18 protein-coding genes and 1 pseudogene are annotated in these 17456 nt (G+C 65.0%); 10 read left to right on the forward strand and 9 right to left on the reverse strand.

All coding sequences use genetic code 11. The annotated features are described in order from the left end of the window. The first annotated feature begins 13 nt into the window (after positions 1–13). From JN302_RS07885 to JN302_RS07900, 4 genes are all read left to right on the forward strand, one after another. Complete coding sequence (locus tag JN302_RS07885; protein WP_202332510.1) at positions 14–1225, forward strand: CaiB/BaiF CoA transferase family protein; 1212 nt, start codon at positions 14–16, stop codon at positions 1223–1225. Further along, entirely contained in the window at positions 1222–1998 is a 777-nt protein-coding gene (locus JN302_RS07890; protein ID WP_202332511.1) for an enoyl-CoA hydratase-related protein, read from the forward strand. The genes JN302_RS07885 and JN302_RS07890 overlap by 4 nt, the downstream gene beginning before the upstream one ends. Before the next feature lie 4 nt (positions 1999–2002). Next, positions 2003–2344 (forward strand): ferredoxin, encoded by a 342-nt coding sequence (gene fdxA, locus JN302_RS07895; RefSeq protein WP_202311041.1) that lies wholly within the window; start codon positions 2003–2005, stop codon positions 2342–2344. Positions 2345–2424: 80 nt separating this feature from the next. Further along, positions 2425–3354, forward strand: a complete 930-nt coding sequence (locus JN302_RS07900; RefSeq protein WP_202332512.1) for a dihydrodipicolinate synthase family protein — start codon at positions 2425–2427, stop codon at positions 3352–3354. Positions 3355–3456: 102 nt separating this feature from the next. Here the strand turns inward: JN302_RS07900 and JN302_RS07905 are convergent, their stop codons facing one another. Further along, positions 3457–4428, reverse strand: coding sequence for an AraC family transcriptional regulator (locus tag JN302_RS07905; protein WP_274609279.1), 972 nt, complete (start codon positions 4426–4428; stop codon positions 3457–3459). A gap of 176 nt (positions 4429–4604) precedes the next feature. Between JN302_RS07905 and JN302_RS07910 the strand changes: the two genes are divergently transcribed. Next, positions 4605–5708 (forward strand): class I SAM-dependent methyltransferase, encoded by a 1104-nt coding sequence (locus JN302_RS07910; RefSeq protein WP_202332514.1) that lies wholly within the window; start codon positions 4605–4607, stop codon positions 5706–5708. 54 nt (positions 5709–5762) lie between these two features. On the opposite strand, the gene JN302_RS07915 is transcribed toward JN302_RS07910, so the two are convergent. Then, complete coding sequence (locus tag JN302_RS07915; protein WP_202332515.1) at positions 5763–7808, reverse strand: M3 family metallopeptidase; 2046 nt, start codon at positions 7806–7808, stop codon at positions 5763–5765. A 135-nt stretch (positions 7809–7943) separates the two neighbouring features. Here JN302_RS07915 and JN302_RS07920 point away from each other — a divergent pair, with 135 nt between their 5' ends. Next, positions 7944–8420: a MarR family winged helix-turn-helix transcriptional regulator gene (locus JN302_RS07920; protein ID WP_202311046.1), complete on the forward strand. Its 477-nt coding sequence runs from the start codon at positions 7944–7946 to the stop codon at positions 8418–8420. Further along, positions 8417–9646, forward strand: a complete 1230-nt coding sequence (locus tag JN302_RS07925; protein WP_202332516.1) for a multidrug effflux MFS transporter — start codon at positions 8417–8419, stop codon at positions 9644–9646. The genes JN302_RS07920 and JN302_RS07925 overlap by 4 nt, the downstream gene beginning before the upstream one ends. Before the next feature lie 115 nt (positions 9647–9761). Here JN302_RS07925 and JN302_RS07930 read toward each other — a convergent pair whose 3' ends face one another. The 5 genes and pseudogenes from JN302_RS07930 to JN302_RS07950 all read right to left on the reverse strand — a co-directional run bounded on the left by JN302_RS07930 (position 9762) and on the right by JN302_RS07950 (position 12895). Next, positions 9762–10406 carry a carbonic anhydrase gene (locus JN302_RS07930; protein WP_202332517.1) on the reverse strand — a complete coding sequence of 215 codons (645 nt, stop codon included), beginning with the start codon at positions 10404–10406 and terminating at the stop codon, positions 9762–9764. A gap of 74 nt (positions 10407–10480) precedes the next feature. Continuing rightward, on the reverse strand, positions 10481–10909 hold the full coding sequence (locus tag JN302_RS07935) for an OsmC family protein (RefSeq protein ID WP_202332518.1): 429 nt from the start codon (positions 10907–10909) through the stop codon (positions 10481–10483). 217 nt (positions 10910–11126) lie between these two features. Then, a pseudogene (locus JN302_RS07940) lies at positions 11127–11707 on the reverse strand (DUF429 domain-containing protein); the annotation flags it as partial. A 53-nt stretch (positions 11708–11760) separates the two neighbouring features. After that, positions 11761–12645 carry a pyridoxal kinase PdxY gene (gene pdxY, locus JN302_RS07945; protein ID WP_202311052.1) on the reverse strand — a complete coding sequence of 295 codons (885 nt, stop codon included), beginning with the start codon at positions 12643–12645 and terminating at the stop codon, positions 11761–11763. A gap of 7 nt (positions 12646–12652) precedes the next feature. Next, the gene (locus JN302_RS07950; protein WP_202311053.1) at positions 12653–12895 is read right to left on the reverse strand and encodes a hypothetical protein; all 243 of its coding nucleotides are present in this window, start codon (positions 12893–12895) and stop codon (positions 12653–12655) included. A 189-nt stretch (positions 12896–13084) separates the two neighbouring features. On the opposite strand from JN302_RS07950, the gene JN302_RS07955 reads away from it, so the two are divergent. From JN302_RS07955 to JN302_RS07965, 3 genes are all read left to right on the forward strand, one after another. Continuing rightward, positions 13085–13711 (forward strand): LemA family protein, encoded by a 627-nt coding sequence (locus JN302_RS07955; protein ID WP_202311054.1) that lies wholly within the window; start codon positions 13085–13087, stop codon positions 13709–13711. A gap of 199 nt (positions 13712–13910) precedes the next feature. Next, positions 13911–14738 (forward strand): TPM domain-containing protein, encoded by an 828-nt coding sequence (locus JN302_RS07960; protein ID WP_244743067.1) that lies wholly within the window; start codon positions 13911–13913, stop codon positions 14736–14738. Between the two features lie 3 nt (positions 14739–14741). Further along, positions 14742–15380 (forward strand): TPM domain-containing protein, encoded by a 639-nt coding sequence (locus JN302_RS07965; RefSeq protein WP_202332520.1) that lies wholly within the window; start codon positions 14742–14744, stop codon positions 15378–15380. A gap of 150 nt (positions 15381–15530) precedes the next feature. Here JN302_RS07965 and JN302_RS07970 read toward each other — a convergent pair whose 3' ends face one another. Next, entirely contained in the window at positions 15531–16205 is a 675-nt protein-coding gene (locus JN302_RS07970; RefSeq protein ID WP_202311058.1) for a hypothetical protein, read from the reverse strand. A 239-nt stretch (positions 16206–16444) separates the two neighbouring features. Continuing rightward, on the reverse strand, positions 16445–17413 hold the full coding sequence (locus tag JN302_RS07975; protein WP_202328731.1) for an IS5 family transposase: 969 nt from the start codon (positions 17411–17413) through the stop codon (positions 16445–16447). Positions 17414–17456: the final 43 nt, after the last annotated feature.

The raw sequence follows: 17456 nt of genomic DNA on the forward strand, positions 1-17456 counted from the left end.
AGGAGCAGCCATCATGCCTTCAGCCGCAACCCAGCCGCTTTCAGGGGTCAAGGTCATCGACTTCACGCAGGTCATGCTCGGCCCCTGCTGCACCCAGGTGCTGGCCGACTATGGCGCCGACGTCATCAAGATCGAGCGGCCGGGGGCGGGGGACCTCTCCCGCACCTCGATCGCCGACGATCCCGACGGACACAACAATCCGGTGTTCCGCAGCCTCAACCGCAACAAGCGGTCGATCGCGCTCGACCTGCGCAAGGAAGGGGCGAAGGAGGTCATCTACAATCTGGTGCGCTCGGCCGATGTCGTGGTCAACAATTTCCGCGCCGGCGTGATGGAACGCATGGGCTTCGGCCACGACCGGCTCAGCGAGATCAACCCGCGCATCATCTCGGCCTTCGGTTCGGGCTTCGGCCCGTCGGGGCCGCTGTCGCACAAGGGCGGGCAGGACATCCTGGCCCAGGCCCTGTCGGGCGTGATGGCGCGGCGCGCCGACCCCTCGGTGCCGATGAGCATCTATCCGACGGCGCTTGCCGACTATTCGGCAGGCATGCATCTGGTCCAGGCGATCCTGCTCGCGCTGCTGCAGCGCGAAAAGACCGGCCGCGGCCAGCCAGTGTCGGTCTCGCTGTTCGAATCCATGCTGGCCATGCAGATGCAGGAAGCGGCCATGTGGCTGCAGCGCCGCAAGGACCTCAACTGGGCCTCCTTCCCGCTCACCGGCGTCTTCGAGACGACGGACGGTGCGGTGGTTCTGGTCGGCGCCTTCAAGACCAATCCGCTGCGCGACATTTCGGCCGCGCTCGGCCTGCCCGACCTTTCGCTCGAGGAGCGTTTCTCCAGCTTCGCGCGGCAGATGGAGAGCAAGGCCGAGCTGCAGGCGATGTTCCGCGAGCGCTTCGCCTCCGACACGACAGAGCATTGGCTCGCCCGGCTGGAAGAACAGGACCTGCTCTGCGCGCCCGTGCTGACGCTTGCCCAGGCGCTGGAACACGGCCAGACCGAAGCGAACGGATCGGTGATCGACCCGGCCGGCGACGGCAAGGCCCTGCTTCTGGGCTCGCCGCTCACCATGGGAGAGGGTGCCTTCGAGGTCCGTCACGCGCCGCCGGCACTCGGCGCCGATGGGCGCGCCGTGCTGGAGGAGGCGGGTTACGCGCCCGGCGAGATCGACGCGCTGATCGCCTCGGGCGTGCTTTCCGGCGAACGCCGAAGCGAGGCGGCATGAACGTCTCCTTCATCGTCAAGGACCATGTGGCGCGGGTCACGATCGACCGCCCGGACCGGATGAATGCCGTCGATCTCGCCACCGAGGCCGAGCTCGTGCGCATCTGGGAGGCGATCGAGAAGGATCGCGACGTCAGGGTGGTCGTACTCACCGGCGCGGGCGACCGTGCCTTCTGCACCGGCGCCGACATGAAGGGCGGCGGCGGTCTCTCCGGCCTCGAATACTGGGCGGCACCACGCCCCGGCGGCTTCGGCGGCATCGCGCTCCGCGACACGCTGGACGTGCCGGTGATTGCCCGCGTCAATGGCCACGCGCTCGGCGGTGGCATGGAGATGGTGCTGGGCTGCGACATCGTGGTGGCGTCTGACAAAGCGAGCTTCGGCCTGCCGGAGCCGCGGGTGGGACGGCTGGCGCTCGACGGCGGCATCGCGCTGCTCACCCGGCGCATCCCGCATGTTCACGCCATGGGGCTGCTGCTTTCCGGCAGGCGCATCCCGGCGGGCGAGGCCCATGCGCTCGGCCTGGTGAACGAGGTCGTCGGGCATGAGGCGCTCGACGAGGCCGTCGACCGCTGGGTCGCCGACATCCTGGCCTGCGCGCCGCTGTCGGTGCGGGCGATCAAGGCGATGGTGCGGGCCGGCGAAGGCATGAGCGCGGCACAGGCGCAGATGCTGCGGCTGCCGCAGCTCGTCGAGGCGCTGCAGTCGCAGGACCAGGACGAGGGCGTGGCGGCCTTCCGGGAGAAGCGCCCGCCCAATTGGCAAGGGCGCTGAACCGATGGTTTATGTGATCGCATCGACCTGCATCGACGTGAAGGACGGCGCCTGCCAGGACGTCTGTCCGGTCGAATGCATCTATGAAGGCGGCCGGATGATGTACATCCATCCCGTGGAATGCATAAGCTGCGGGTTGTGCCTCTCCATCTGCCCCGTCGATGCGATCTGGTCCGAGGACGAGCTGCCGCCCCACGAGCAGCGCTTCCAGAGGATCAACGAAGAGTTCTTCGGGCCCGGCGTCACCGGCTGGGGCGAGCCGGGCGGAGCGACGGCGACCTACCGGACCGAACTCGACCACGCCGAAGTTGCCGCCGCCCCGCGCCGCGAGACGGCGACGACCTGAAACCGGGATTTTGAGCCTTCGCATCGTGCCTTCCGAAATTCGATCCCGATTTTCGGGCCGATGCCAAATCGGAGCCTGACATGACCATGCTGAAGGGCGTCATCGCCGCAGCGGCGACGCCGTTGACCGACAATCTGTCGATCGATCTCGACGGCCTTGTCAGTCACTGCGCCCATCTCCTGGAGGCGGGTGGCTGCGACGGCATCAACCTCCTGGGAACGACGGGCGAGGCGACGTCCTTTTCCGTGGAGCAGCGCGTCGCCGCGATGCGCGCCGTCGCCTCGTCGGGCCTGCCGCTTTCGCGCTTCATGGTCGGTACGGGGGCTGCGGCCTTCGAGGACGCCTGCCGCCTGACGGCTGAGGCAAAGGTGCTCGGCTTCGCCGGCGCTTTGCTCCTGCCGCCCTTCTATTACAAGGGTATCGGCGCCGATGCCCTCGTGGACTACGTGACCGCCGTCGTCGATCGCGTCGGGCGTGACGGCCTGCCGCTCTATCTCTACCATTTCCCCGGCAATTCCGGCGTCCCCTATACGCCCGATGCCGTCATCAGGCTGCGCGACCGCTTCCCCGATGCGCTCAAGGGCCTGAAAGACAGCACCGGCGATCTCGATTATTCGGGCGGGCTCGCCAGGGCGCTGACCGGCTTCGACGTCTTCCCGAGCGCGGAAGCCGCGATCGGCCGGGCGGCCGAACTCGGCCTCGCCGGCTGCATCTCGGCAACCGCCAATGTCACGGGACCGTTCGCCCAGGCCGCCTTCACCGGGAAGACGCAGGCGGAGCGGGAAGCGGGCCTCGCCGAGGCGGTGCGCATCCGCGCCGAGATCGCGAAGTTCCCGCTGGTGGCGGCAGTCAAGGAAACCCTGGCGTTGATCTCGGGCAATGCGAACTGGCGTCGCATGATGCCGCCGCTCACTGCGTTGAGCGAGGCCGAAAGGGAGGCGCTGGTCAAAGACCTGGCGTCGACCGCCTTGCTTGGTTCAGGGGCTGCAGCCCTGTCCAAAGCGGGCTGAGATCGGGCGCGTCAGGGTCTGATCGTTCGACAGGACAGGCCGCTGGCGAGGCTTCCGCGGGCGCACTTTCTCTTCGCGTCCTGCCTCTTCGCGTCCTGCGGGTCAGTTTCGACAGGCGTCACGCCATTCTCTCGGCGAGACACCCGCGATCCTCTTGAAGCTTCGGCTGAAGACGGCTTCGGATTCGTACCCGATATCGCGCCCTACTGCCGAAACCTTGGCGTTCCCGTCGGCAAGCAGCCGGGCTGCGAGCTGCATGCGCCAGCGGACAAGATACCGCATCGGCGCCCAGCCGACCAGGCTGGCGAAGCGGGCCGCAAGGACGGAGCGCGATACCCCGGCCTCCCGCGCCAGTTCTTCCAGGCTCCAGTCGCGCGCCGGATCGTCGTGAAGCATCGCGATAGCCCGGCCGACCGCGGGGTCGCGCAATGCGGCAAGCCAGCCGCTCTGGTCCGGCGGCAACGTCTCGAGATAGCGTCTGATGACCTCGACAAACATGAGTTCGCTGAGGCGAAGGCGGATGCACTCTGCCCCCGCCCGCGGATGGGGCGGCTCGGCCAGCGTCATGTCGATCAGCCGATCCAGGAGGTCGTCCGCCGGATGGGTCACGCGCGCGATACGCATCAGCCTGGGCAGGGCGCCCAGAAGGGGATTGAATGGTCCCGCGTCGCAACCGAGAAAGCCGCATACATATTTCGTGAGCGTCGCGCCGCCGCCGCCCTCGGAGACCACGAACGGCAGCCGGCCTGCCGCCATCGCGCGAAAGAAATCGAGCGAGTCCTCCGACGTCAGGCCCGATCTTTCGTTTCGCGTTCCGCGCATTGCGTAGCGGTCTCCCTGTGGAATCACCAATATGTCGCCTTCGGCGAATTCCGTCGGCGAACCACCGCCGACGCTGATCCAGCCCGATCCCCTGGTGATGATGTGGTAGGAAACGACATGCCGGGACCGTGGCAGGATGGTGTGGGCGAACAGGCCAGCCTCCGGAACTTCCACGCTCCAGGGAGAAGAAGCATCGACCCGAAAAAACAGTGCGCCGGTGAGCTTTATCGCGCGCAGCACGTCCGAGAGCACATCCTTGCCCGGTTCGACGGACGACGAACCAGCTATGGGTTCGGGCGGCCCGGCATGAAAGGACGCGGGGTCAAGCGATCGAGACGCAGGGTCATGGAACGTACCCATGACCAAGTCTACAACGTGCGGAACAGCATATCCACCGAGCAGCTCCGAACGGATGAAGGATGACCGTCATGGCCGCCTATTGTTTCTTCGATGTGCGTGAGATCACCGACCAGGCCAAGGTCGATCAATATCTTACGGGAGTCTTCGCTACGGTTGAACAATATGGGGGACGCTATCTGGTGCTGGGCGGCAAATCTAATCTCGTCGAAGGAGACTGGCAGCCGGTCTATCCGGTCATCGTGGAGTTTTCCGACAGAGAACAGGCGCAACGTTGGTATTGGTCGCGCGAATACGAGCCTTTGAAGGCGCTTCGCCTGGCCGGAACCCGATCCAACGCCGTTTTCCTCGAAGGGGTGATCCCCAGGGCGGACGCCGCGACGATCGAACGAAGGGAATCGAAGTCACCGGCCGAGATCTATGACGCGCTGTTCGTTCCGGCGCTGTTCCGGCGATGGGGACCTGTCGTTGCCGACGCGGCGCAGATCGCTGGAGGCCAGCAGGTACTCGATGTCGCCTGCGGAACGGGGGTACTGGCACTCGCAGCACTCGACTGCGTCGGGCCGCAGGGCAAGGTTCTCGGGATCGACGCAAACCCTGATATGCTCAGCGTCGCACGCCGCAAGAGCGACCGCATCGACTGGCGCGACGCGCGAGCCGAGGCGCTTCCATTTCCCGATGCGCGCTTCGATGCAGTCGTCAGTCAGTTCGGCCTGATGTTCTTCGACGACCGCGTCGCCGGCCTGCGCGAAATGATGCGCGTGCTGAAGCCGGGCGGCCGGCTCGCTGTCGCGGTTTGCGATGCGCTCGAGCGCTCGCCGGGCTACGCCGCAGTGGCGGCGCTGCTGGAACGGCTGTTCGGAGATGGGGTCGCGAATGCTTTCCGTGCCCCGTTCGTGCTTGGCGACCCCGAACTGCTCTACACGATCTGCGCGAAAGCGGGCGTGGCGAATGCCAGCGTGAAGCGACACCATGGAATGGTCCGCTTTGCCTCGATCGAGTCGCTCATCTCCACCGAAAGAGCATGTGTGTGGACGCTCGGCGGATTGCTCGACCAGGCCCAGTTCGAGCAGCTGGTCGACGAGGCCGAGGAAGCGCTCCAAGGCTTCGTTTCTGCGAATGGCGATGTTGCCTTCGACATGCCGGCGCTCATAATCACGGCAACCAAGAACTGACCGGGGCCACGAGCCGCGCAGAGCAGGTCGTCGGCGCGGCGGGTCGATGCGCCGTTACGCCAGGCCGCGCTTCACCATCATCGCTTCGGGCGAGGGCATCTTGCCGCGGAAGGCCAGATAGAGCTCTTCCGGGTCCTTCGACCCGCCCGCGGCGTAGATATGCTGCTTGAGCTTGGCTGCCATATCCGGGTTGAACGGATCGCCCGTTTCCTCGAAGGCGGCGAAGGCGTCGGCGTCGAGCACTTCCGACCACATGTAGGAATAGTAGCCGGCCGAATAGCCGTCGCCCGAGAACACATGGCTGAAATGCGGCGTGCGGTGGCGCATGGCGATCGCGTCGGGCATGCCGAGCTTTTCGAGCGTCTCGGCCTCGAAGGCCAGCGGATCGGCCGGCGCGTCGGATCTCGCATGATAGGCCATGTCGACCAGCGCCGAGGAGGTGAATTCGACGGTGGCGAAGCCGGCGTCGAAATTGCGGGCGGCCAGCATCTTGTCGATGAGAACCTTCGGCATCGGTTGGCCGGTCTTCTCGTGGAGAGCGTGTTTCTCCAGCACTTGAGGCACGGTCAGCCAGTGCTCGTAGAGCTGTGAGGGCAGTTCGACGAAGTCGCGGCTGACGGACGTACCCGAGACCGATGGCCAGGTCACGTCGCTCAGCATGCCGTGGAGCGCATGGCCGAATTCGTGGAACAGCGTCTTCGCCTCGTCGACGGAGAGCAGCGCTGCCGCGCCCGCCGGCGGCTTGGCGAAATTCATGACGTTGTAGATGACGGGCTTCGCCCCCTTGCCGAGCCGGTAGCCGGACTCCAGTCCGCTCATCCAGGCGCCGGATCGCTTCGAGGGGCGGGCGAAGTAGTCGGCCAGGAACGTGCCGAGCGTCGAACCGTCAGGGTGTTTCACTTCGAAGACACGCACGTCAGGGTGCCAGGCGGCGATCCCCTTCTTCTCCTCGAAGCTGATACCGAACAGCCGCGTCGCGACGTCGAAGCAGGCGGCGATGACACGTTCGAGCTGCAGATAGGGCTTCAGCTCGGCTTCGTCGAAGTCGTATTTCTCGGCGCGCAGCCTCTCCTGGTAGAAGCGCCAGTCCCAGGCGGCGAAGGGCTCGTTGCTGCCGGCCGCGGCGGCGAGGCGCCGCAGTTCGGCCTGGTCGGCTGCCGCCTTCGCGCGTGCCTTGTCCCATACCGGATCGAGCAGGCCGAACACGGCCTCCGGTTTCTTGGCCATGGTGTCATCGAGCTTCAGGGCGGCGAAGCTGTCGTAACCCAGCAGCCGTGCCTTTTCCGCGCGCAGCTCGAGCGTCCGCTTCACCACTTCGCCATTGTCGGTGGCGCCGCCGTTCTGTCCGCGCCGGGTGAAGGCCTTGAACGCCTTCTCGCGCAGGTCGCGCCGTTCCGAGAAGGTGGTGAAGGGCTCATAGATCGAGCGCGACAGGGTGACGGCGTATTTGCCGGCCTGGCCGCGCGTTTCGGCGGCCTCGGCCATCGCGCTCTTCAGGAAGTCAGGCAGACCCGCGAGGTCGCCCTCTTCGAGGAAAAGCGCCCAGTCCTTCTCGTCGGCGAGCACGTTCTGGCCGAAACGGGCGCCGAGACCGGCGAGGTCCTCGTTGATCGCGGCCAGCCGCTCCTTGCCGGCGGCGTCGAGCCGGGCGCCGGAGCGGACGAAACCTTTCCAGGTCTGCTCGAGCACCCGGAGCGTCTCGGCATCGAGATCGAGTGTTGCGCGCGCCTGATAGAGCGCGTCGATGCGCGCGAACAGCGCCGCATTCATCGAGATGCCGGAATAATGCCGCGCCATCTTCGGTGCGACCTCACGCTCCAGCGCCTGGATGGTGTCATTGGTGTGCGCGCCGGCGAGGCACCAGAAGATCGCCGATACATGGCCGAGCGCTTCGCCGGCAAGTTCCATTGCGGCGAGCGTGTTGTCGATGGTCGCAGGCTGCGGGCTGGCGGCGATGGCGTCGATTTCGGCCTGATGTGCCACAAGTGCCGCGTCGAAGACCGTGCCGAAGGCATCGTCCGAAACAGCGGAGAAATCAGGCAGGCCGAGCGGGCCGGTCCAGAGCGTCAGGGGATGGCTGCCGAGGTCGATCGTGGTCATGGAGGTCTTTTCCGGATGCTGGTCGGCGGGAAGGGCTTCGCAACCATTTAGGAGCGCCGACGGCGTCGCGCAATCGCCTTGACGGTTTTGAGTTTAGACAATAAGTAGAACTTATAATAAGTAAGGCTTAGTAAAATGCCGCAGCGCATCGACCCCGACAGTTTCGGTTTCCTCGTCACCGACGTGCAGCGCCTCGTTCGCGCCGAGCTCGACCGGCGCATCGGAGAGGCCGGGCTCGGCCTGACGCCGGGCGAGGGCCGAACCCTGTCGCATGCGGCGCGCGCAGGCGCGGTGCGCCAGACCGTGCTTGCCGAGCGAATGGGCGTGGAGGCGATGACGCTGAGCACGGCGCTGGACCGCCTGGAAGCCCATGGCCTGATCGAACGACAACCAGACCCTGCCGACCGGCGTGCCAAGCAGGTCCACGTCACCGAGTCCGGCCAGGACATGCTGGCCCGAATCCAGCCCATTGCCGCCGGGATGCGGGCGGATGCCTCGAAGGGCGTCGCGCAGGCCGACTGGCAGCGTTTCCTGGACACGCTGAAGATCGTGCGCGCCAACCTTACCGAAGCGCGGCTGGAAGGTGCGCGCAGGGAAAGTGCGGCCGCATGAACATGCAGCTCTCCGCGCCGCTGGCGCCTTTGATGAGCGAGCGCCGCGTCGGCCTGCTGGGCGCCATGCTGGCCGCCATCGGCCCGGTTTCCATGGCGCTGTTCACGCCGGCGATGCCTGAGCTGGTGCACGCCTTCGGTACGACGGAAGCGGCGGTGAAGATGACGCTGTCGCTTTATTTCGCCGGCTTCGCCATCGCCCAGCTCGTCTGCGGACCCCTGTCGGACGGTTTCGGCCGCAAGCCGGTGACCTTTGCCTTCCTCGGCATCTATCTCGTCGCCTCGCTGCTCGCGCTTCTTGCCCCTGACATCGAGCTCCTGATCGCGGCACGCTTCCTGCAAGGCGTCGGCGCCGCGGTCGGCATCGCTATTTCCCGCGCCATGGTGCGCGACCTCTTCACGCGTGAGAGTTCGGCGCGGATCATGAACCTGATCGGCCTGATCCTGGGCATCGGCCCGGCTGTGTCACCGACGCTCGGCGGCATCACCATGGAGATCGCCGGCTGGCACGCGATCTTCCTCGTGATGTTCGCGGCAGCGGTCATCATGATGCTCATCATCCACCTGCGCATGGTCGAGACCGTCCAGCGCGACCTGTCGCGCATCCGGCCCAAGGCCCTGGCGAAATCCTACCGCAGCCTGCTGACCTCGCCCTATTTCGTGCTGGCGAGCCTGATCACCGCGGGTTCCGTAGGCGCGATCTATACGCAGGCGACGGTGCTGCCTTTCATATTGATGGACCGGGTCGGCCTGACACCGACCCAGTTCGGCCTGGGCATGCTGATGCAGTCGGGCATGTTCCTGATCGGCTCGCTCGCCGTGCGCCAACTGCTGTCCACCGTCAGCGCCTTCCGGCTCGTGCCGGTCGGGCTCGGCATGGTGGTGATCGGCGACGCGGCCCTGGTGGCTGGTCTGCATCTCCACGAACCAACCTTCCTGCTGGTCATGGGACCTGTAGGGTTCCTCGCCTTCGGCATTGCCTTCATCATGCCGGCCATGACGACGGCGGCATTGGCGCCCTTCCCGCACATGGCCGGAGCGGCAGCGTCGATGAACGGATTCTTCCAGATGGGCGGCGGGCTGGTCGGCGGCATGGTCTGTGCCCTGATCGCCGAGCCGGTGACGGCAATGGCGATGGTGATCCCGGCCATGGGGTTGATCGCGGTCCTGTCATGGCTGGCCTGGAGCCGGCTTCCGGAGCCGGCGATGGGCCAGCCCAAGGCTTAAAGCATGTCTCCCGAAAGTGTGCCGCGGTTGCGGGATAAAGACATGCGCAAAATCAAGTACCTACAGCGGGTCGCGTGAATCCTTTCACGCGACCCGCTGTAGATCGAGACGTCGATCAGTCGAAGTCGGGCCGTTCGAAATCTCCGCTATCGCGGTTCATCACCCACAACTCGCCGGTCGAAATGTCGAACCAGGCTCCGCTGATCGTGAGTTTCCCCTTGGTCTCGAGGATCTTTACGCAAGGGAAGGTCTTGAGATTGGCGATGGAATAGCGGATCGAAATGCGCTCCAGCGCCGTCTGGCGCTCGCCCGGCGTCATCAGCGCGTTGCCCGATACGGTCTCGGCCGCCGGGGCGACGAGGCTCATCCACTTGCCGATGAAGTCGCCGGGCGAAAGCGGCGCCGCTTCCGTATTGAGAGCGGCGCGGATGCCACCGCAGCGGCCGTGCCCCATGACCACGATGTTGCGGACCTTGAGGCTCTGCACGGCGAATTCGAGCGCGGCCGAAGTCGAATGGAACTCGCCGTCGGGCGAATAGGGCGGCACCAGATTGGCGACATTGCGGACCACGAACAGTTCGCCCGGCCCGGCGTCGAAGATCGCCTCGGGTGCCGCGCGGGAATCGCAGCAGGCGATCACCATCGTCTCGGGCGACTGGCCTTCGCGGGCGAGCGAACGATATCGGCCGCTTTCGGCGACGTATCGTCCGCGCATGAAGTTTCGATAGCCGGTGAGCAGGTGGTCGGGCAGGTGTGACATGGACCTTTCCTACCGGCAATCGGTTCCGACGATCAATGCGCAATTACGCATGGCACGGCGTGGGTCGCGCGAGATCAACTCGCCGCAGCCGTGTCGACGACCTCGAAATCATGGGTGAGCGTGGCGGTCTTGGCCATCATCGCCGATGCCGAGCAGTATTTTTCGACCGACAGGTCGATCGCACGCTTCACCTTGGCCTCCGACAGGTTGCGGCCCTTGACCACGAAATGCATGTGGATGCGGGTGAAGACCTTCGGGTCGGTCTCGGCGCGGTCGGCATCCAGCTCGACCACGCAGTCCTCGACCGCCTCGCGTCCCTTTTCCAGGATGTGGACGACGTCGAAGGCGGAGCAGCCGCCGGTGCCGATCAGCACAAGCTCCATCGGGCTCGGGCCGGGCTTCGGTCCGCCCTCTCCATGCGCGGTTCCGAACACGAGCTTGTGGCCGGTGCCGGATTCACCGACGAAGGTCCGGTCCTCGACCCATTTCACGCGCGCTTTCATGGAGGTGATCCTTTCGTTTCGCGATCGATCATCTAATCGATCGCGGACGGAAAAACCACCGGCCACGATGTCGCCGGAAGCCGGATCTCGCGCCGTCAGCGTCAGGTCCATTGGGTCAGGTCCATATCGCTATCGGGTTGCCGAGGCGATCGTTCCCGGGTGGGTCGGGAAAGCTCACAGCCTCGCCGCGGATGAAGCGCTCGGCCACCAGCATCACCGCGGCGGCGTCGAGCAGGTCGTCCTCGCCAGCGCCGCGCGGCGGCGGTCGGTCGAGGAAGGTGCGATCGTGACCGCTGCGCGCCAGCAGCGCTTTGCGCTCCTCCATCCCTGGCGGGTTGATCCGGCCCTTGATCTTCTTCGGCAGCGCCATGGCCTCGCCGCCGTTCAACCGCCAGAAGGCGGCCTCCGGATGGGATTCGATGATGCGGCCGCGCAGCTCCTGCCGGGCCAGCAGCAGGCGGTCGAGTTCGCGGATCTTGGAGAAGATGCCGAAGGCCTGGATCGACACGCCGCACGGCGGTTCGGAGGTCTCACGCGCGACACGGCTGGCCAGACGATGCGTCTCGTACCAGCGCTCGACCGTCGTGAATCCCTCGTCCGCGGCATAGACGGCCGCCCGCGAGGGGATCGAGAACACGCTCGACTGGCGCTCGCCGAGGAATCGCCGAACAAGCGTCTCGGGCCCGGCAGGCCGATCGGCATATCGACGGCGATCGCGGCATCGCCGGGAAGCATCGCGATCAGGGCCTCGAAGCTGCCGACGACACAAGCATAGGCTGCGCGTCCCGGCTCTCGCACGACGGCGATCCAACCGGCCTTGCACCCGTCGACCCCGGCGGCGATCCGATCGCTCAAGCGCGCCGGTCCCTGCTGGGGTGGGTAAGATGCCGCAGGTGCACCATGGCCATGGGATGCGACAGGCTCTGGGCGTCCGTTTCGAGTGTGAGCTCGTCGGCGCCGCGTTTTGCCGTGCGCGCCAGGATCTCGAACACGGCCGCGGTCGTCGACTGCAAAGCCTTGCCCGCCGGCGAGCCCCGCAGGAGGCGCGCCAGGAACACGGCTCCCGTGAGGTCGCCGAGACCGTTGGGCGGACGATCGATGCTGCGATGCTCGGCCAGTAGCGCTTCGCTGGATGTGAGCAGCAGGTTGCCGGTGCCGCCCGACATCAGCGATGGCGCCGAGGTGACCAGAACCATGCGCGGACCGGCATGCAGGGCGGCGGCGATCACCGAGCGCAGGTCGGGGAGCTTCGTCCCGGTCATCCATTCCAGCTCGTAGCGATTGGGGGTCGCGACATCGGCCAGCGGCATCAGCTCGTCGCGCAGCGCTACGGCCGTGGCTTCGGGAACATAGAGCCCGCCGAGATCGCCCATCACGGGGTCGCAGACATAGAGCGCCTGCGGATTCCTGGCCTTGACGGTTCGGACCAGCGAGGCGACCGCCCCGGCCTGCTCTGGGTCGCCCAGATAGCCCGAAAGCACGGCCGCCACTTCGCCGAGCCAGGGCGCGCGTTCCAGATCCTTCATCAGCGCGGCGAATTGTTCGGGCTCGGGCACGATCCGGGTCGCGCGCCCATGGCCGGGATGCCAGGGCAGGATGACGGTCGGCACGGCCCAGACCGGGAAGCCCAGAGTCTCCAGCGCGAAGACGGCCGCCCGGTTGCCGACCGAGCCGCGCGCGACATGGCTGGAGATGACGATGACGGCCCGCGGCGCGTCGGCTTGCTCTTCGCTCATTCGCTGCTCATCCGCGCAAGAGATAAAGAACCAGCCATACAAACAGGCCGAGCGTGATGACAAGCCCGAGCACGCGCCCGATGCGTGTTCCCCAGAGCTCGATACGGTCCTCCTGGTCGGCGTCCTGTGCGGCCAGACGGGCGCCCGTCCGGCGCGCTGCGCCGCCCAGCAGTCCGGACGCATCGGCCTCGCGTTCGACACGATCGAGAATCTGCCGGGATTCGGCCAGCCGCTCGCGGTCGTCGGCCATGCGCGATCCATCCCTCTTCGCTGCGTCGCAGGACACCCATGCAATCTAGCGCGTTCGACGGGCCTGTCACAGTCCCGATGATCGAGCCGCCATCTTCTCGTCCGAAGGTTGCGGCGGCCGGGATGTTCCCATATCGCGAGATTCTGGCTATCGTCGCGGCGCAGACGGTCACGACACGAGGGGTTCTCCATGTTTGCTCGATCCGCTTCACGGCCCGTCGCCTTGCTGCCGGCCGTGCTGCTTCTGTTGCTGCCTTTGCTGTCGGGCTGCGGCTACAACACCATTCCGACCGCCGAGGAAAAGGCCAAGGCCGCCTGGAGCGAGGTGCTCAACCAGTATCAGCGTCGTGCCGACCTGATCCCCAACCTGGTCGAGACCGTGAAGGGCTATGCCGCCCATGAGAAGGACACGCTGGATGCGGTTGTCGCGGCCCGAGCCAAGGCCACGCAGGTGACCGTCACGCCGGCCACATTGTCCGACCCTGACGCTTTCAAGGCGTTCCAGGAGAACCAGGCCGGGCTCACCGGTGCCCTGTCTCGGCTGCTCGCCGTGGTCGAGAACTATCCCGATCTCAAGGCGAACCAGAATTTCCTCGGCCTGCAGGCACAGCTCGAAGGCACAGAGAACCGCATAGCGGTCGCCCGCCGCGACTATATAGACGCCGTGCGGGAATATAATCTGACACTGAAGACCTTCCCGTCGATCGTCTGGGCGATCCTCTGGTTCACCAACAACGAGCCGTTCGAGAACTTCACTGTCGCCGAGGACAAGCTTCAGGCGCCGAAGGTCGATTTCGGCACAAAGCAGGGCGGCTGAGGGCGCGCTTCAGCATCCTTCGCGAGCGCAGGGATTCTTGATGCCGGCTGCTTCCTCCCTCCCACGGCAAGCCTGTCTTCGCCGGCGACTAAGCAGATTCCGGAAAAGTGTCCCACGGTTTTCCGACAAGAATCTGCGACAAAGCAAAGGCCTAAGCAGACCATTCGTTGGCTTGCCAAGGAATGTCTGCTTAGAGGGGTTGTCCGCGGAAACGGCGGGCATCGCCTGCGCCATTCTCCTGCTGCTTTTCCTGCCGTTCGCCGCCATCGCCGACGATCTGCCCGCTCTCACAGGCCGGGTGGTCGACGATGCCGGCCTGATCGATGCGGCGACATCGGAAGCGCTGACCCGGAAGCTCGCGGATTTCGAAACGAAGTCATCCGACCAGATCGTCGTCGCAACCGTGCCGACCACAGGCGGCGAAGCGATAGAGCCCTATGCCAACCGCCTGTTCCGTGCCTGGAAGCTGGGCCAGGCCGGCGAGGACAACGGCATCCTGCTGCTCGTTGCGCGCGACGACCGCAAGATGCGCATCGAAGTCGGCTACGGACTGGAAGGCACGCTCACGGACCTGCATTCGAAGCTGATCATCGAGAACACCATGGTGCCGGCCTTCAGGGCCGGCGACTTCCCGGGCGGGATCTCCGGCGCCGTCGACGACATCATCATGGTGCTCGAAGGCAACGGAGCGGAACTTCAGGCCCGTGCCGAACGCAACCAGGCGACCGGCCCGGATTTCGTCGACCTGCCGGTCCTCATCTTCATCGCCATCTGGGCCACGCTGTTTTTCGGCGGCCTGGCCATGGCCTTCCTGCCGCCGATGTTCGGCCGCAAGATCGGCCCGGGTCGCTATCGCTGGCTCGGCATGGACTTCGACTACAACCAGCGCGGCGGCTCCGGCGGCGGCTACTCCGGGGGAGGAGGCTGGTCGTCGGGAAGCTCATCGGGGGGCTGGTCCTCCGGCGGGGGTGGATTTTCGGGCGGCGGCGGGTCGTCCGGCGGCGGCGGCGCGTCCGGGAGCTGGTAGGCGATGACGACGCGATCGATGACGCAGAAGGAACATGCCCTGATCGCTGCCGCGGTGCGGGAGGCGGAGGCGCGGACATCAGGCGAGATCTACTGCGTGGTGGCGCGGGCGAGCGACAGCTATCTGTTCCCCGCGGCCTTCTTCGTGACGGTCGCCATCGTCACGCTCAGCCTCTTCGTGTCGCTGGCGCTGCACCATTGGTGGTTCGACGTCAGGCCGGCGACGCTGGCGCTTGCGCAACTGCTCGCCATCGCCTGCGCGCTGGTCGTGCTCTGGTTCTTTCCCGCCCTGCGTATCCGGCTTGTGCCGAAGCGGCTGCAGTTCCGGCGCGCCCACGAGAACGCGCTCAAGCAGTTCTTCGCCCGCAATGTGCACATCACCACGGCACTCACCGGCGTGCTGCTTTTCGTGTCGCTCGCCGAACACTATGCCGAGGTCGTGGCCGACGCCGGCATCAACCGGCGGGTCGACCAGGTCGCCTGGAACGATGTAGTCGCGATGCTCCTCGACCATGCCCGGCGCGGCGATCTCGCCAACGGTTTCGTCGCAGCGGTCGGGAGCGTCGGCTCGCTCCTGGCGCAGCATTTTCCCGTCGGCGAGGCGGACTTCAACGAGCTCGACGATCACGTCGTCGAGCTCTGAACCATGCCTCCGTGCCGATCCAGTCTACAGCATGCCGCGCGAAAAAGGATTAACGCGACACTCTGTAGATACCTGACCTTGCGCATGTCTTTATCCCGAAACCGCGGCACACTTTCGGGAGACATGCTTCAGAACCCAGGAAACGCGACGTCAGACGGTGAACGACGTCTTGAACTGGTTGAGCGATTGGGACATCTTCTTGTTCTGATAGGAGTTTATGTTGTTTCCCCCGATATAGACCGAGCCGGTGAAGGGGTGTTCCCACTGTCCGCCACCCATGGTCGACACGCTGCCGCATGAGAACTGTATGAGCCCCATCGATCCGTCCGAAACGAGGCTGCAGTGACCGATCGACTGTGAATTCATGTAGCCCGCGCAATCCTTGCATACGGGCTTGCCGATGCACATGATGAAGACGCGGTCTTCCATATTGTATTTGCTGATCCCGAGCTGGGAAAAATGTCTCAGGATCGCCATTTCGGCGTGGAGTCCCGTTTGATTGTTCGTGATGGTCTCGATGACGATGATGGGACCGATGACACGAACGAGCGCCTGTGCGATGATATCGGCAAATTGGTCCGTGGACCCTTTCTTGCAGATGACCGCATAGGGAAAGTCATGTATCTTCGTGATGCCGACGGAGATCGTCGTCTGGCTCAGTTCTTTCGTATTCTTCAGTGTATTGGACAGCTCTTGTACCTTGCTGTCATTTGCGAGAGAGAAGAGTATATTTGTGGTGACGCCGGATAGTTTGTTCGCGGATTCGTCATCTCCCAGCTTGCGGCGCTCCTTCGTCTTGTTCAGAACGTCCTGCCACGTTTTCATGGATACCCCCTCGGATGTCTTGTTGGACAATTGCCGGAGCCTGGCGCACGACAATAGATAAGGAGTGCTTTTCTAAAGTTGGGGCGTCCCGCCCTTAGACGTTCTTCGCCCGTATGTGGCGGGCATCAGCGGCCCGTCGCCGCCGATCCGCGCAACTTTCTCCAGCCTATCGGCTCAGTTTCTGCTCACTTGCTCCCGATTTTGCCCTCGATTTCCTGATTTTGGACGCAGCCTTCCCCTCAGGCCGTGCCGGCCTTGACGAGAACGAGCGCCCGTTTGGCATTTATCGCGCAGGCGACAAGCTGCAGATGGCAGTGGTTGCGCGCCAGGCCGAGATAGCGAACCCGGGCCATGCCGTACCAGTTCTTCATCGTCGCGTTGGTCCGCTCGATGCCGGCCCGCACGCTGGCGGCGACCTTGTTCATCCACTTCTGCCAATTCGGCTGCTGCTTGCCCCGCTTGGCCTTGTAGGCAATCCGGTCCTTGATGCCTCGATCCGCCAGTTCGTCGCGCAGCGCCTGACTGTCATAGGCCTTGTCGGCGTAATAGGCCTCTTCGTCACCTTGAATGAGCACAGCGCCCATCTGGCTGTCATGCAGATCGGCCGAGCTCATCTCCGCCTGGCGTATCAGCCCGCTCTCCGCGTCGCCGGCGAGATGGGCCTTGTAGCCGAAATAGGTCTTGCCGTGCTTGTGCGTGAAGCCTGCATCCGGATCGCGCGCCGACACCTGGCCCTTCTCGTAGTCGGGCCTGGCCACCGCCGCCGAGATGATGGTGGCGTCAACCAGCGTGCCGCGCCTTACCAGAAGACCGCGCCCTTCCAACTGCCGGTTCAATTCGGCAAGCAGCTTATCTTGAAGCGCCAGTTCGACCAGCCTCTGGCGGAAGCGCCAGATCGACATGTGGTCCGGTGTCTTTTGATCGAGCGGAAACCCACAGAAGCGGCGGAACGACAGCCGGTCGGCCACCGCTTCTTCCGCCGCCGGATCGGACAGGCCGTACCATTGCTGCAAGAGCGCAATCTTGAACATTGCTATCGGCGGGTAGCCGGGCGCCCCCAGAGCATCGTTATGGATTTCCCGGAACAGCACCTCGAAAGCCGACCAATCGATCAACTTCTGCACTTCTTCCAGAAACTTGTTACCCCTGCTCACGTCACGCACCAATGCATCGGCGAGTGAAGGTTGCGCCAAGTTACGACGAGACATAGCCGAATCAATCCTAACTTTTCTCTATTGAATCATAGAGTTG

Origin of the sequence: Mesorhizobium sp. L-8-3, from assembly GCF_016756615.1 — a bacterium.
Lineage (GTDB): Bacteria > Pseudomonadota > Alphaproteobacteria > Rhizobiales > Rhizobiaceae.